Source organism: Bacillus cereus group sp. N24, from assembly GCF_016483345.1.
Classification (GTDB): Bacteria; Bacillota; Bacilli; order Bacillales; family Bacillaceae_G; genus Bacillus_A; species Bacillus_A toyonensis.
The window spans coordinates 1-16892 of record NZ_JAEHCA010000004.1; the positions used below are offsets into that span (position 1 = coordinate 1).

The window sequence follows — 16892 nt, forward strand, 5'->3', positions numbered from 1 at the left end:
ATACGTCTAGATTGGAACAAGGGTGGAACCACGAAAACACATTCGTCCCTTTCCTAGGGATGAGTGTGTTTTTTTATGGTCTTAGAGATTGAAAATTTGAAATAATTAAAAAATGGTATTGATTTTGTTTTTTATGCGAGTATAATGAGTTAACAAATAAACATGAACGAAAAAGTAACGATAAGGACACGAAATCATTTTTACGGTTTACAGAGAGGGAAGCCAAGGGTGTGAGCTTCCTAACACGAGAAATGATTTTACCACCTTTGAACTTCAATAGTGAAAGAGTAATCTAGTAATTATTGACGGTATCAGCCGTTATCTGAACTTGAGCAATCTAGGAGGAGATACGTCTAGATTGGAACAAGGGTGGAACCACGAAAACACATTCGTCCCTTTCCTAGGGATGAGTGTGTTTTTTTATCCCGCATTAACGGTCAGTAAGACTCCCATCTCAAAATTTGGCAGATGCGAGGGAGTTAGATGGGAGATCAACTGTCCGTAAAAGCCCGATTGGTTCAACTAATAATCAGTGAGGAATGGACAAAATCTCCACTGATTAAAGTTTCACTTTATTACTTTGAAAGGAGGTGCTATAACATGAAACGATTCGTACGTACGGAAATAACCACCACCTGCATGATTAAAAAGCAGAACAAGGTGATTGATAGAGATAAAAAATAAAATTGTAGGAGGAGATTAGAAGATGCATAACGTTATTAATGTTGGGGTGTTAGGATTAGGTACAGTCGGAAGTGGTGTTGTCCACATTTTGAAAGAACATTATAAAAAAATCGCAATTGATACAGGATACGAAGTGAAAGTAAAAACAGTCGTTGTACGTGATTTGGAAAAAGAACGCGATGTTTGTATTAATGGAATTGCAGTAACAAGTCATGCAGATGAAGTTCTAAATGATTCAAATATTGATATTGTAGTAGAGGTAATGGGCGGAATTGAAGAAGCAAAACAGCATATTGTTAAGGCTTTACGAAATAAGAAGCATGTCGTAACAGCAAATAAAGATTTAATGGCTGTATACGGTGCGGAACTTCTTCAATTAGCGAACGTAAATGATTGTGATCTATGTTATGAGGCAAGTGTAGCGGGTGGTATTCCAGTGTTAAGAGGATTAACAGACGGATTAGCTTCAGATCAAATTGAAAAAATAATGGGAATTGTAAATGGAACAACAAATTACATGTTAACAAAGATGAGTCAAAATGGATGGTCGTATGAAGAGGCTTTACAGGAAGCACAAAAATTAGGATTCGCAGAATCAGATCCGACAGCAGATGTAGATGGACTAGATGCGGCGAGAAAGGTAGCGATCCTTGCGAATCTAGGGTTTTCGATGAATGTTTCATTAGATGATGTGCAAGTAAGAGGGATTCGAAAGGTTGAAAAAGAAGATTTACAAATGGCTGAAAAGTTAGGATTTACTATGAAACTAATTGGTAAAGCGGAGAAACAAGGATCAGCTATTCATTTAAGTGTAGAACCGACTCTTTTACCAAGCCGTCATCCGTTATCAAATGTAAATAATGAATTTAATGCAGTGTATGTTCACGGTCAAGCAGTAGGGGAAGTGATGTTTTACGGACCTGGAGCTGGGAAGTTACCGACTGGCTCTGCTGTAGTAAGTGATATTATTTCGATTGTTAAAAATATGAATCAAGTTCCGAAAAATAAAAGTGCGTTAAAAGAACCAGTGCCGTATGAATTACAAGGAGATGAAGAAGTTGTTTCGAAATACTTCTTACGTATTTCATTACAAGATGAGCCAGGGATGTTGCAAAAAGTAACAGAATGTTTCGTTAATTATTCTGTAAGTTTAAAAGAAGTGATTCAATTACCTTTGAATCGTGAGCTTGCAGAAGTCGTTGTTGTGACACATCAAACTTCAAAATATCAATTCGAAAAAGTTTTAGGAGCAATAGAAGCTGTCGCAAGTGAAATAAACAGTTATTACATTATTGAGGAGGAAAAACAATATGTATAAAGGACTATTAAAACAGTATGCTGCTTATTTACCAGTAAATGAAAACACACCTGATGTCAGTTTAATGGAAGGGAATACGCCTCTAATTCCATTATTAAATATATCAAAACAATTAGGGATTCACTTATATGGTAAGTATGAAGGAGCGAATCCAACAGGTTCTTTTAAAGATCGTGGTATGGTAATGGCGGTTGCTAAAGCGAAAGAAGAAGGTTCTGAGGCAATCATTTGTGCATCAACAGGTAATACATCGGCAGCGGCTGCAGCATATGCGGCACGCCTCGGAATGAAATGTATTATCGTAATCCCGGAAGGAAAGATTGCGCATGGAAAATTAGCGCAAGCAGTCGCTTATGGAGCTGAAATCATTTCAATAGAAGGAAATTTTGATGATGCACTTAAGGCTGTAAGAAACATTGCTGCGGAAGAGCCAATTACATTAGTAAACTCAGTGAACCCTTATCGAATTGAAGGGCAAAAAACAGCAGCGTTTGAAATTTGTGACCAGTTGCAAAAAGCGCCAGATGTTCTCGCTATTCCTGTTGGGAATGCAGGGAATATTACAGCATACTGGAAAGGGTTCTGTGAATATGAGAAAGAAAAAGGCTACAAAAAGCCAAGAATTCACGGCTTTGAAGCGGAAGGAGCAGCTGCAATTGTAAAAGGACATGTAATTGAAGAACCTGAAACAATTGCAACAGCTATACGTATCGGTAACCCAGCGAGTTGGCCATATGCAGTAGAGGCTGCTGAGCAGTCTCGAGGCGAGATAGATATGGTATCAGATGAGGAAATATTACATGCGTATAGATTGTTAGCAAAAACGGAAGGGGTTTTCGCTGAGCCAGGATCAAATGCTTCATTAGCTGGCGTAATGAAACATGTTCAATCTGGAAAAATCAAAAAAGGAGAAACAGTAGTTGCGGTATTAACTGGAAATGGTTTGAAAGATCCTGATATCGCAATTTCTTCTAATAAATTAGATATTGCAAGTGTTTCAAATGATATAGAACAAATTAAAGAACATATAAAAGGGGTGATTATGTCGTGATACCATTGAGAGTACGTGTGCCTGCTAGTACAGCAAATGTTGGTCCTGGATTTGATTCAGTAGGAATAGCTTTGTCATTGTATTTAGAGGTTGTTGTAAAGGGCACAGCTGATAAATGGCAAGTAATACATTCCTTTGAAGATTCAATTCCGACAGATGATAAAAATTTAATCGTTAGCACGGCATGTAAAGTATGTCCTTCTTTATCACCCCATATAATAGAAGTTACTAGTAATATTCCGCTAACAAGAGGACTAGGAAGTAGTGCCTCAGCGATTGTAGCAGGAATAGAGCTTGCGAATCAACTTGCTAATTTGAACTTAACGACTGATCAAAAGGTTCAAATTGCTACAAATTTTGAAGGGCATCCAGATAATGTTGCAGCTTCTATATTAGGTGGAACTGTAATCGGAGCACTTGATGGAAAGAATGTTTCAGTTGTAAGAATTGAAAGTAAGGAATTAGGCGTAATTTCTCTTATTCCAAATGAAGAGCTAAATACAGATGAAAGTCGATCTGTATTACCAGAAATGTTTCCGTTTCATGAAGCAGTTAAAGCTAGTGCGATAAGTAATGTATTAGTAGCAGCATTATGCCAAAAGCGGTGGGAAGTTGTAGGTGAAATGATGGAAAGAGATCATTTTCACGAGCCATATCGTTTAGAACTCGTACCGTTATTACCATCAATTCGTAAATGTGCAAAAGAATTCGGAGCATATGGAACGGCGCTTAGCGGTGCGGGGCCATCCATTTTCATATTAACGCCGTATGAGAAGCGTCAAGAAATAGCTGAGCAATTAGCGAAAGTATTTACAGCTATGAAAGTATGTGAGCTTGAAATCGATCATAAAGGGATTACTGTAAATAAGGAAGAACATATTGGATTATAAAAAGAGCTAGCATCGCTAGCTTTTTTTGTTGTACATATACTTTAAATCAGCATATAAAATGAAAATGAGTATTGTATGATTTAGTAAAGAGCGTATTAATTTTGGAGGTGATTATATGAGTTCAAAAGAGTCATCAGAAGAAAAAAGAGAACGCATAAGACAAAGCGAGTTAAAAAATAACCCTACCGGATCTTTGAATGATGGGCTCAATAGAGCGGAATCAGGTAGCCCTGTTGATATGACAGGGGGCATGAATTGGAAAGGTACAGGGATATTAATTTTAGTGCTAGTTTTAGGATATATTATATACACTTACTTTTTCAGGTAAGGAAAGCCTAGTGGAACTTTAATTTGTTTAATCACATTGTTTGTGAGAATAAAAAACAAGGATTAAAGTCCCTCTGTATTACATATTAAAAAATAAATTATAATTATGTGAGAATTTTTTATACTCATAATAGAGTTAGCGTTATGCTAGCTCTATTATTTTTTGCCATATTCCTGTAACAAAGCCCCTGTATATTCAGGGATGGAGGTGAAGGAGATGAAAAAAATGATAGCGATATGTCTTCTTACAACTATGTCATTTTCGACTTTAGTCGGGTGTGATGTAAAAGGTAATAATGCTGTACAAGAGTCTAAAATAAAGAAAGCGACGTATAAAGATTTTACTTACGATGTAAATCCAGAGACTTTCACGTTAACTGTAGAACATGATGGTGTAAAGGAACAGGCATCGCAAGCTCTGCCGAAAATGAAGGTGTCGAATGTAAAAAAAGATAAGGATCGTACGTCGTGGGAATATCCAGATCAAAAAGTAAAAGTAAACTTAGAAAAGAAAAAAGACCACTTAAATATTGAAGTAGAATCGATTGGTGCAGAAAGCTTTACATGGCCGAAAGTACAGGCTGAAAATTATACACTTCCGTTATGGGAAGGTAAACAAATTCCAAGTAATGATGAGAATTGGAAGAAGTTTTTAAAGGATGATGCATATTCATTTGCTGAATCATTTTCTATGAAGTTTTTTGCATTAAATGGTTCGAAATATTCCATTGTATATATTGCGAATAATATATTTAATAATGAAGTGAAATTTCATTCGGATCCGAAAATAGGGTTTGATTTTATACATGAATTCCCGAGTATAAATAAAAATAAAACATATGGTTTTCAATTATATGTCACAAATACTGATGCAGTAAGTATTGCTAAGCTGTATAAGGATAACATTATGGAAAAAGGTGAATTTAAAACATTACAAGAAAAGGCAAGAAGAAATAAAGAAATTGAAAAACTTTATGGAGCGGCTCATTTTTATTTTTGGAATCAAAATGGTTTATCAGCAAGTAATGTAAATTGGCCGAAGTTAAGAGAGCAAATAAATAGCCCAGTGTTTAGCCATATAAAAGAGCTTATTCAAAAAAATAGTTCAGAGCCTGGGGAATTAAATGTATTTGAGCAAGTAAGTAAACAAGATTTCATTGATAAGTATCAAAAAAATGTTATTTTGCGTTATGTAAACGAAGTGTTATCAATGAAGGAATTGTATAAAGAGGATATTTTCCCGAAAGTTGATCAGGAGGCTAGTGAGTTATTAAAAAAAGGTATAGATCACTTATCGAAAGCAGAACTGTATAGTTTAAATAAGCATTTATTAAAGTCAGTACTTGGTGATTCAGTTGAAGATATAAGTAAGTGGGGAAACGCAGATGGAACGGATATAATAAAGGAAATGAAAGAAGAAGGGATAGACAAAGCTTGGATTGGTCTACCGAACTGGGAACAAGGATTTATGCAACCTAATTTTGTTACAGAAGCTAAGAAAATGGGATATTTAGTTGGTCCGTATGATTCTTATCATTCCATTCATGAGAAAGGTGATAAAAATTGGAACACAGCGTCCTTTAATGATCCATCGTTATATGATGAGGCAACTGTAACGAAGAAAAATGGAGAAAAGGTGCAAGGGTTTTTAGGTAGAGGGCGAAAACTAAATCCAACATTATCACTTCCTAGTGTAAAAGAACGAATGAACGATATATTGCAAAATGGTCCTAAATATAATTCATGGTTTATCGATTGTGATGCAACGGGTGAAATTTATGATGACTATTCATCAAAACATGTAACGACACAGGAACAAGATTTAAAAGCAAGATTACAACGAATGGATTATATTGCCCAAGAAAAAGGTATGGTAGTTGGCTCTGAGGGCGGAAATGATTTTGCCAGTAGTACGATTGCATTTGCTCATGGAATTGAAACGCCAGTTATTAAATGGGACGATGAAGATATGCGGAAAAACAAAACAAGCCTGTATTATGTCGGTGGATATTATTCACCAAATCAAAATGTTCCAGAAAAATATGCAAAACAAGTACCATTGAAAGAAGAATATAAACAAGTATATTTAAATCCAGTATATTCGCTTCCTTTATATAAATTAGTATACAACGATTCCGTCATTACAACGCATCACTGGGAATGGGGAAGTTTGAAAGTGAAAGATGAGGTAGGAAGCCGTATGCTATATGAGTTATTGTATAATGTTCCTCCTTTGTACCATTTAGATGAAGTAGAGTGGAATCAGCATAAAAAAGAAATTACAGAGCATCTGAAAGTTTGGAATGAAGTTCATAAAAAGGCAGTAAAAGAAGAAATGACAAACTTTGCATACTTGTCAGAAGATAAGCTAGTACAATCTACTTCATATGGAAAAGATATTAAAATTATTGTGAATTTCTCAAATGAAGATGTGGAAATAGAAAAAACGAAATTAAAAGCAAAGACTGCTTTAATTTATAATAATGGGAAGAAAATCATGTATACGCCGTTGGCGAAACAATAATGTGAAATATAAATGTATGAATAGAGAGTTAATAACTAACTTGACTCACTATTTTGTTCGTTCTTTCAGTTGAAAGTCAGATTATTTGAAATGAAAAGGTTGATAAATCTGTAATTTCGAATGTTACGAAGTGCTAAATTTTTGAAGTTAGTAAATAGTGACTTGCCAAAAATAAGTACGAGAGTATAATGTGAAATGGAATACATATTGAATCCACAATGTAACCTTACAAATTTGTAAGGTAATTGAAAGGAAATTCAATATGAAGATTACTAGACATACATTATACTAGGGAAAGAGAAAGAGAGGCGAATGGGTATGAGCTCTGAATTAGAACAAAATACGAGAAGTAATAAAAAGCGTTCTAAAAGAAAGTCAATAAAGTGGTTTATAATAATTCCATTGTTCTTGCTTGTTTTTGGTGGAGTAGGATATGGGTCGTTAATATATAATAAAGCAAAAGCGGTTGTAAGTGATGCATATGCACAAATTGATAAATCATCAAAACGTGATAAAGAAGTGGAACCTTTAAAGGATAATATCTCAATTTTAATTATGGGTGTAGACGGTAGTGAAATGCGGAAAAGTCAATATGGTGAAGCGGTTCGAACAGATGCACTTTTATTAGCAACAATTAATAAAGATGATAAATCTGTTAAATTAGTTAGTATTCCGCGTGATTCACGTGTTTATATTCCATCTAGAAAAAAATTAGATAAAATTACGCATGCACATGTATTTGGTGGTGTTGAAAGTACACGAGATACTGTGGAAAGATTTTTAAATGTTCCAGTTGATTATTATGTGAAGTTTAACTTTGAGTCATTTGTTCAAATTGTAGATTCACTAGGTGGTATTGATATTGATGTACCTGTTACGTTCACAGAGCAAGATAGTAAAGACCAAGCAGGTATGATTCATTTAGAAAAAGGTTTCCAACATTTAAATGGAGAACAGGCACTTGCACTTGCAAGAACACGTAAAATTGATAGTGATGCAATGCGCGGACAGAGACAACAACTTGTAATAGAAGCAATTGCGAAAAAAGCAATGTCTGTTCAATCAATTAGCAAAATGGGCTCTCTACTTGATGCAGTTGATAAAAACATGAAAACAAACTTAACATTTGATGATATGCTTGCTATTACGAAAAACATGGCAGGATCGGATCTACAAATGGAAAAGATGCAAATTGAAGGTACTGATAAACGTATTGGTGGTATTTATTATTACATTCCAAATGAAAAAAATGTGAAAGATATTTCAAATAAACTGAATCAACATCTAGGTGTAACGCCAAAATCAGTTCTAAATGAAAAGTAAAAAAGATTGGCCTTTGCCAATCTTTTTTTATGGAAATGGATTTGTAACTTTTCTGTAACGATTTTTTATTCTAGAAAAATTATACTCATATGTATGAGATTATTGGATAAGCAAAAAGTAAAGATAAATACTGTTATAAGGAAAGATAACATATGCAAAAATGGATAAGCATTATGGGAATCGTCTTTATATTGACTGGATGTAAAATGTCTGAAGCTCCAACCAATTTAATGGGAGCTCCTGCAAATGAAAAGTGGATTAATGAACTAAAAGAGCAAATAGATAAAGATTTGCCTGTTAATTATCGGTTGCTTACTCCAAAGTCTAATAAAGATAAACAAATGATTTGGTCAATGGATTTTAAACAAGATAATAAAAAAGAAGCCATCGTATTTTATAAATTGCCGAATGAAGATCGTAGCGTATATTTAGCTGTATATGAGGAAATCGGCTATAAGTGGAAAATAAAGTCCACGCATAAATTTGATGGTGAGGATATAGATATCGTTGAAGTCGGTGATTTTACAGGGAATGGGAAGCGAGAATTATTAATTGGAATCTCTGTAAATCGTGAATCGTTAGAACATGTTATGTATGCTTTTTCAGAAGAAAATGATGATATGAAGGAGATTTATAATCGGCGTTACACGAAGTTATTTATAGAGGATCTAAATAGAAATGGTCTTAATGATATAAGCCTTGTTACTTATGAAAAAGATGAGAAGTTGACAGTTGAGCTTATTGAGCAGTTTAAGACAATATCAGAAGTTATATTTGATCCATTTATAAATAGTATTCAAAGAATACAAATGGGCCATATTTCTAAAACATTAAAGGCGATTGTAATTGATGCAGGAATTGGGGCTCATTCAGGTATAACTTATGTAGCGAAATTTGATAAGGATCATTATGAGGTACTACCTATAGATGGGAAAGAAGATTTATTCAATGAATATGTGGTGGAAAGTAAAGATGTAAATGAAGACGGTATTATTGAATTTGTTCGTACTGTACGTCCAAAAGGTTGGGAAGATAAGTCACATGGAGATAGTCCGCTCTTTGAACGTTACATACAGTGGAGTGAAGATGGAACGAAACCTATAGAAGAAAGATACATCGATATAGAAAAAGGGTATTTTGTGAAAATTCCTGAAGAGTTGATTGGGAAAATTACTATCCCAGATCAGCAGAAGGAATCAAATTCTCAAAAGTTTTTAGACGTAAATACAAATGAAATATGGCTTGAAGTCCAAATTTTTAAGCGGAAAGAATGGTTCAAAATAAAAGGATTCGAGGCAGCGGTGAAAACGGCTTCTCACGTATATGCAGTGCCGAAGCGATCAAAGTTTAAAAAAGTGAAAGCATATATAAAACCGCTAGCGGATTATCAACAAGAGTAGGGAGGTGGAAATTATGTCAACAATTTTAGTTTTAGAAGATGAAATGCCAATCCGTAGTTTTATTGTCTTAAATTTAAAGCGTGCTGGATTTTATGTATTAGAAGCTAGTACTGGAGAAGAAGCGTTACAGATTTTATGTGATCACACTGTTGATGTAGCGTTACTTGATGTCATGTTACCAGGAATTGATGGTTTTCAAGTTTGTAAAACTATTCGGGAAGAAAATAAAAAAATGGGCATTATTATGTTAACCGCACGTGTACAAGATGGAGATGTGGTGCAAGGACTAGGAATTGGTGCAGATGATTATATTACAAAACCGTTTAGTCCAGTAGAGTTAACTGCACGTATACAATCTCTATTAAGAAGAATAGAAGTGCATAAAGAAAAAACGAATACAATTACGTCTGGTCCGTTTTCGTTAAATATTATAGAAGAAAGATTATATAGAGATGGACAATTGGTTGATTTAACACCTACAGAGTATATGATTTTACAATACTTAATGAATCAATCCTCAAAGCCGGTTTCACGTGATGAAATTTTAAATATGATTTGGGGAACGAATTACGTAGGCGAGACGAAAGTCGTAGATGTAAATATGAGACGGTTACGCCAAAAGATAGAATGTAATCCATCAGAACCCGAATTTATCCTTACAGTGTGGGGAAAAGGATATGTGTGGAAGGAAAGTATAAGATGAAACGGAAAGTGACTTTATATTTTATGACGGTCATTACACTTATGCTTGTATTGTTTGAGGTAGTATTTTCGGTCTCAATTTATCGATATTATTATAATGGTATTGTGCAATATATAGAATCTCATGCGAAGACGAGTACTCGATTTTTCTCAGAATACAATTCATTATATTTTATTCGTTTGCAAGAATATAGTGGTGACATAATTAGTAGTTTTCAATTAGATGGAACGGAATTACAGTTAATTGATCGTCATGGTTCGGTTATACAATCTTCAAGTGGTGAAAAAGTAGAAGGTAAAGTGAATATCCCACAATCTTTATTGGAAGGTGAAATGTATAATCAAGTTACTACTACGAAAGATAATGAAAAACAACTAGAAGTGCTAAGCCCACTTATACATCAAGGACAAACAATCGGTGTTTTAAAATATACGACAGTATTAACACATGTGAATGCAAAGATTATTGAAATTATTATGTTTACTATTGCCGTTGGTATTGTTATTTCGTGTATTGTCTTCTCAATTAGTAGACGCTTGGCAAATTCTTTTGTTGAGCCAATTGAATCTATCATTCAAGCTTCTTCACAAATCGCAGAAGGAACGTTGAAAAATAAAATTAAAGAAGATTATCCTGGTGAATTAGGTGAATTAGCACATAGTTTAAACTATATGTCTGATAAAATAGAAAAAGCGGAACAGATGAAAAATGAATTTATCGCTTCTATTTCTCATGAAATACGAACACCTTTAACAGGAATTAAAGGTTGGAGTGAGACGCTTAAAACAGTAGAACATTTAACAGAAGAAGAAATCAAGCAAGGTATGGGGATTATTTCCGGTGAGACAGACCGATTGATTCATTTAGTAGAAGAATTGTTAGATTTTTCAAGATTACAATCAAATCATTTTAATTTATATAAACAAAAGGTGCAATTGTACGATATACTAGAGGAGACGATTTGGCAATTAACTCCTAACGCTGAAAAGAAACAAATTCAATTCATTAATACTATAGAACGAATTGAATTGTTGGGAGACCGAAATAGGCTAAAGCAAATTTTCTTGAATATTATTCAAAATGCAATTAAATATTCACATGAAAATGGTACTGTATACATTGAAGCGACTAAAAATGAAGGACAAGCAGTGATAAAGGTGAAAGATGAAGGGATTGGAATTGCTAAAGAGCATTTACCATATATAGAGCAGTCTTTTTACCAGATTAATAATCATGCTGCAGGTGCAGGCCTTGGTTTAGCTATCGTAAAAAAAATGGTGGAGCTTCATAGAGGTACACTTAGTATTGTGAGTAAAGAAGGAATAGGAACAACAATTTTGATAAAACTCCCATTATAATACATATACAGTCTATTTATCACGCTATTTGTGGGTAGTGAGATTCCCGCCTCAAAATTCGGCTAGAGCAAAGAAGGTAGGTGGGAAATTAACTGCCCGTAAACACTCGATTGGTGAAGGTTAATAATCAGTGGGGGATGAATACCCCCACTGATTAAAGTTTCACTTTATATCGTGCAATAAAATAAATAGATGTATAATTATATTGGGTGATTTATATATAAGATTAATAGGGAGAGGAATTCGATAGAATGGAAAAAGCTTTTAATATGAAACGAGTAGTAGTCGTTTTAATAGCGGTTGCAGCAGTAGCTATTGGGTATTTTATGTTTCAATCAATTACTTCACCAGCAAAGGCTGTTGCAAAACAAGAAAATGTAGTACAGCTTGCAAGTGAACAATCAAAAGTTGAATTGAATAAAACGGCACCAAGTCGTTTTAATGGAAAAGAAAGAAAAGTTGCTTATCTTACATTTGATGATGGACCAGGCAAATATACGGCTGAATTATTAAATACGTTAAAACAGCATGATGCGAAGGCGACATTCTTTTTAATTGGAGCGAATGTAAAAGAGTTTCCGGATTTAGTGAAACGTGAAAATGCAGAGGGACATTATGTAGGTATGCATAGTATGACACATAACTTTGCAAAGTTATATAAAAATGGTGAATATGTAAATGAGATGAAAGAAGACCAAAGCTTAATTGCTAATATTATTGGAAAATCACCTAAATTAACACGTCCACCATATGGTTCGATGCCTGGATTAAATGAAGGCCTTCGAAATAAAGTGGTAGAAGGCGGTTTTAAAGTTTGGGATTGGACAATTGATTCATTAGATTGGAAATATAATAAAATGCAAGTTGATGCAGCTGCAGCGCAAATTGCTCAAAACGTATTAACAAATGCAACAAAACCACAAGAAGTAATTTTAATGCATGATATTCACCCGCAATCAGTCGCTGCTGTGCCAGCAATTTTAAAGGGGTTAAAAGAAAAGGGTTATGAGTTTGAAGCTTATCATGAAGAAAGTCACTTCCCAGTGAACTTCTGGCATGATAACCGTATGTAATGGAGGAATGAATGTTGAAGTATGGAAAAGTAGCATTAGTTGGAGCGTTATCAGTAGGGGTATTAACAGGTTGTTTCGGTGAAAAGCCAGAAGAAAATTTATATACAGCTTTTGAAACAGCAGCGACACAAGAAAAGTCTTTAGTTGATGAAGCGAAAAAATTAGAGGATTTAGAGAAGCAAGGTCAAGAACTATATTCTCAAATTTTACAAGAAGGTAAAGATCATAATGACGCAGTTATGAAAAAGATAGAACAAGCGACTGCAAATGTAGCTGACCGTGAAAAAGTATTGAAAAACGAAAAAGAAATGCTAGAAAAAGCGCAGAAGGAAACGAAATCCGTTCAAAGTAATATAGAAAAACTTGAAGATAAGAAAGTGCAAAAGCAAGCAAAGGCAGTTGAAGAGTCGTATAAAAAACGTTACGATGCATTCCAAAAGATGAATGAAAACTACACGAAGGCGTTAGCGACTGAAAAAGAACTGTACGAACAATTAAAGGTAAAAGAAACGAAATTAAAAGAGATTGGTGAGAAAGTTAAAACTTTTAATGAGTTAAATGGAGAAGCACAAAAGTCGAAAGAGCAGTTTAACAATTATACAAAAGAGTATAATGACAGTAAATTAGCATTTTATAAAGATGCGCAGATTAAGATTAAAGAACAGAAATAAAGAAAGTTCTTAATCGGAATATAAAGCCGAAAAAACATGTAAAAATGTTTTTTCGGCTTTTATCGTTAAATGAATAGAAAAGACTGGAATAGATATCATAAAAGAGTTATAGTGAATTATTCGAAGGGAAACATTGTAAAGTAAGGAGAATGAAACATGTCATATGAATTTTTACTCAAATTAGGTTTAGCGCTCTTTTTAGGATTATTCATCGGGATAGATAGGCAGCTAAAGAATAAACCGCTTGGTGTGAAAACAAGTATGGTTATTTCTGTAGCAAGTTGTTTAATTACGATGGTTTCAATTGAATCAGTTCATGTATATTCTGTTCCAGGTCATACAAATATGGATCCAATGCGTCTTGCTGCTCAAATTGTGAGCGGAATCGGTTTCCTTGGGGCAGGTGTCATTTTACGAAGAAGTAATGACGTTATTTCTGGATTAACGACAGCTTCTATGGTGTGGGCTGCTTCAGCTTTAGGTATAGCAATTGGAGCAGGGTTTTATTTACAAGCGACCGTTGCCATGATTTTAATTATTTTAGCGATTAACGTACTGCCTCACCTTGTGAAAATTGCAGGCCCGTATTCATTAAGACAAAAGGACTTATCTATAAAAATTACTGTAAAAGAGCACCAAGAATTAGATGGTATATTTAAGCAAATTAAAAAATTAGGCATGCATGTAAAACGAGTGAAAATTAAAGATATTGATAGTGGTGCATTTCAGCAATTGGAGATGGTTATTTTAGCTCCAGAAGATTTATATACAACTGAGTTATATAGTTCACTAAAAGAGATTGATCGAGTTGTTTCAGTTGAAGTTGAAAGTAGATAAAAAAGGGTGATGAAAATTCACTGTTTTTTTACGCGTAAAAAAACAGTTTGCTATAATTATTCTCTAAAGGGGATGAGAATGGTGGAGATACACATTAGAAGGGCGACAAAATCGGATATTGCAGCAATAGCAAAAGTACATGTGGAAAGCTGGAAAACAACGTATACCGGGATATTCGAAAACGAAATTTTAGAAAATGTAACATTTGAACAAAGAAAAAAGCAGTGGGAGAATATTTTTCAAAAAGAAGATAATTACCAATTCAAATTTGTAGCAGAAACGTTAAATGGAAAAATAATCGGATTCATTGATGGGGGAGTTGAAAGAAGCGGTACATATAATTGTGATGGGGAATTATATGCGATTTATCTGTTACAACAGTATCAAGGAATGAAAATAGGACAAAAATTATTTCAAGTGTTACTGTCGGAATGTATAAAAAATGGTATGCAATCTCTTTTAGTTTGGGTCGTTACTAATAATCCCGCTAAAAAGTTTTATGAAAAATATAATCCTGAAAAAATTGATACGAAATTTTTAGAGAGAGTACAGGTAGAAGAAACAGCGTATTGCTGGAGGAATATAAATAATATTATTATGTAAACTTTATGTTTTTAAAAGGTATACCTTTAATTGGTATACCTTTTTGTTTAACTCTGTTCAATCGATTAATAACGAGTAATGTGAAAAATAATGAATAGTTAACTTGAGAGTAAAAATTTTTCTATTGTATCTTTAATTAGATGAAATAAATGATAGAAAAGGAAAAAAATTTAGTTAGATAAAAAAATTCTGAAATATACTCTTGAATTGATAATAACAATCAATTAGAATCATAATTGATAATGATATTCAATCATTGGTTGTTTTATAAAATTTCGATAGCGTTAATATAAAGAGGAGGACCAGTATGCAGCATGCGAAACAAATCGCAGAACATGCAACAATACAAAGTTTTTTAAACTGTTATTTAAGAGAAACAGGGAGTGGAGAATGGATTACAGAGGATGAAAGAATGGAAAGTATCTTCAGTAATACGTTGAATAGAAATGTAGTCCCCACATATTTATGTTGTCGGCTATCGGCACAGAATGTTACTTTGTATGGAGAAGTTATATATAAATCAGCAACAGATCGCCATTTGTTTGGAGAACAGTTTTATTATCAAATTGGAGAAACTAAAACTGTTATAAAAGCAGATTATGTTACAGTTATTACATTTTTAATAAAAGAGATGTCTATCAACTATGGAGAAGGAACTAATCCTGCTGAGCTTATGCTTCGAGTTATTCGCAGTTGTCAAAATATTGAAGGATTTACAAAAGAGAGAGCAGAAGATACATCTGCATTATATGGTTTCCATACAACTTTTATAGAGGCGGAGCAATCTTTATTATTTGGGCATTTAACTCATCCTACCCCAAAGAGTAGACAAGGTATATTGGATTGGAAAAGTGCAATGTATTCTCCAGAATTAAAAGGAGAATGCCAGCTTCATTATTTTCGCGCACATAAAAGTATAGTAAATGAAAAATCATTATTATTAGATTCTACAACGACGATTATAAAAGAAGAATTAAGTAAAGATGAGATGGTAAATGAGGAATTTATAGAGAAGTACTGTAAGGAAGATGAATATTCATTAATTCCAATTCATCCGCTTCAGGCTGAATGGTTATTACATCAACCTTATGTACAAGAGTGGATAAATCAAGGAGTGCTTGAATATATTGGTCCAGTAGGTAAGTGTTATATGGCAACATCATCACTTAGGACGCTATATCATCCTCATTCGAAATATATGCTTAAGTTTTCCTTTCCAGTGAAAGTAACAAATTCAATGCGCATTAATAAGTTGAAAGAACTTGAGAGTGGCCTTGAAGGGAAGGAAATGTTAAATACGGCTATTGGTGAAGTACGAGAAAGATTTCCAGGCTTTGATTTTATTTGTGATCCAGCCTTTATTACATTAAATTATGGAACACAAGAATCTGGATTTGAAGTAATTATTCGCGAGAACCCTTTCTATAGTGAACATGCAAATGATGCTACATTGATTGCTGGACTAGTTCAAGATGCTATTCCTGGAGAGCGCACTCGTTTATCGAATATAATTCATCATATAGCAGAGTTAGAAAATAGAAGCTGTGAAGAAGTAAGTTTAGAGTGGTTTAGACGGTATGTAAATATTTCTTTAAAGCCGATGGTATGGATGTATTTACAGTATGGAGTTGCATTAGAAGCTCATCAACAAAATAGTGTTGTACAGTTGAAGGATGGTTATCCAGTAAAATATTATTTCCGTGATAATCAAGGATTTTATTTCTGTAATTCAATGAAAGAGATGCTTAATAATGAGTTATCTGGTATTGGAGAACGTACTGGGAATTTATATGACGATTATATTGTAGATGAAAGGTTTCGTTACTATTTAATTTTTAATCATATGTTTGGACTTATTAACGGTTTTGGTACGGCAGGATTAATTAAGGAGGAAATTCTACTTTCTGAATTAAGGTCTGTATTGGAATCATTCCTTCCATATAACCGTGAACCTTCTACATTTTTAAGAGAATTGTTGGAAGAGGATAAGTTGGCATGTAAAGCAAATTTATTAACGAGATTTTTCGATGTCGATGAATTAACAAATCCATTAGAGCAAGCAATTTATGTGCAAGCGCATAATCCACTCGTTAGAGAAGTGGCTGTTCGTTCATAAATAGCGTTAAAATT

14 protein-coding genes and 1 other annotated feature are annotated in these 16892 nt (G+C 33.8%); all 14 genes read left to right on the plus strand.

Features of this window, described 5'->3' with window-relative positions; genetic code table 11:
• The first annotated feature begins 168 nt into the window (after window positions 1–168).
• Window positions 169–400, plus strand: a binding site (T-box leader).
• A gap of 306 nt (window positions 401–706) precedes the next feature.
• The 14 genes from JDS95_RS07870 (at window position 707) to JDS95_RS07935 (ending at window position 16878) form a co-directional block, all read left to right on the plus strand.
• The gene (locus tag JDS95_RS07870) at window positions 707–2002 is read left to right on the plus strand and encodes a homoserine dehydrogenase (protein WP_085449901.1); all 1296 of its coding nucleotides are present in this window, start codon (window positions 707–709) and stop codon (window positions 2000–2002) included.
• A complete protein-coding gene (gene thrC, locus JDS95_RS07875) occupies window positions 1995–3053 on the plus strand; it encodes a threonine synthase (protein WP_085449900.1) in 1059 nt (352 codons plus the stop codon). The genes JDS95_RS07870 and thrC overlap by 8 nt, the downstream gene beginning before the upstream one ends.
• Window positions 3050–3943 carry a homoserine kinase gene (gene thrB / locus JDS95_RS07880; protein ID WP_000612654.1) on the plus strand — a complete coding sequence of 298 codons (894 nt, stop codon included), beginning with the start codon at window positions 3050–3052 and terminating at the stop codon, window positions 3941–3943. The genes thrC and thrB overlap by 4 nt, the downstream gene beginning before the upstream one ends.
• 115 nt (window positions 3944–4058) lie before the next feature.
• Window positions 4059–4271, plus strand: coding sequence for a DUF6366 family protein (locus JDS95_RS07885; RefSeq protein ID WP_000095428.1), 213 nt, complete (start codon window positions 4059–4061; stop codon window positions 4269–4271).
• Between the two features lie 216 nt (window positions 4272–4487).
• Complete coding sequence (locus JDS95_RS07890) at window positions 4488–6794, plus strand: glycoside hydrolase (protein ID WP_000738142.1); 2307 nt, start codon at window positions 4488–4490, stop codon at window positions 6792–6794.
• Between the two features lie 318 nt (window positions 6795–7112).
• Window positions 7113–8117: an LCP family protein gene (locus JDS95_RS07895; RefSeq protein ID WP_002093782.1), complete on the plus strand. Its 1005-nt coding sequence runs from the start codon at window positions 7113–7115 to the stop codon at window positions 8115–8117.
• 152 nt (window positions 8118–8269) lie between these two features.
• Window positions 8270–9517: a hypothetical protein gene (locus tag JDS95_RS07900; RefSeq protein ID WP_001174825.1), complete on the plus strand. Its 1248-nt coding sequence runs from the start codon at window positions 8270–8272 to the stop codon at window positions 9515–9517.
• Window positions 9518–9530: 13 nt separating this feature from the next.
• Window positions 9531–10220 (plus strand): response regulator transcription factor, encoded by a 690-nt coding sequence (locus JDS95_RS07905; protein ID WP_000104235.1) that lies wholly within the window; start codon window positions 9531–9533, stop codon window positions 10218–10220.
• Entirely contained in the window at window positions 10217–11578 is a 1362-nt protein-coding gene (locus JDS95_RS07910; RefSeq protein ID WP_000824522.1) for a HAMP domain-containing sensor histidine kinase, read from the plus strand. Before JDS95_RS07905 ends, JDS95_RS07910 begins: the two co-directional genes overlap by 4 nt.
• Window positions 11579–11829: 251 nt before the next feature.
• Window positions 11830–12651, plus strand: a complete 822-nt coding sequence (locus JDS95_RS07915) for a peptidoglycan-N-acetylglucosamine deacetylase (RefSeq protein WP_000409398.1) — start codon at window positions 11830–11832, stop codon at window positions 12649–12651.
• A gap of 14 nt (window positions 12652–12665) precedes the next feature.
• Complete coding sequence (locus JDS95_RS07920; protein WP_033661263.1) at window positions 12666–13322, plus strand: YkyA family protein; 657 nt, start codon at window positions 12666–12668, stop codon at window positions 13320–13322.
• A gap of 156 nt (window positions 13323–13478) precedes the next feature.
• A complete protein-coding gene (locus JDS95_RS07925) occupies window positions 13479–14159 on the plus strand; it encodes an MgtC/SapB family protein (RefSeq protein WP_000119504.1) in 681 nt (226 codons plus the stop codon).
• A gap of 78 nt (window positions 14160–14237) precedes the next feature.
• The gene (locus tag JDS95_RS07930) at window positions 14238–14762 is read left to right on the plus strand and encodes a GNAT family N-acetyltransferase (RefSeq protein ID WP_000229285.1); all 525 of its coding nucleotides are present in this window, start codon (window positions 14238–14240) and stop codon (window positions 14760–14762) included.
• A 307-nt stretch (window positions 14763–15069) separates the two neighbouring features.
• Window positions 15070–16878, plus strand: a complete 1809-nt coding sequence (locus JDS95_RS07935) for an IucA/IucC family protein (RefSeq protein WP_001163334.1) — start codon at window positions 15070–15072, stop codon at window positions 16876–16878.
• The last annotated feature ends 14 nt before the right edge of the window (window positions 16879–16892 follow it).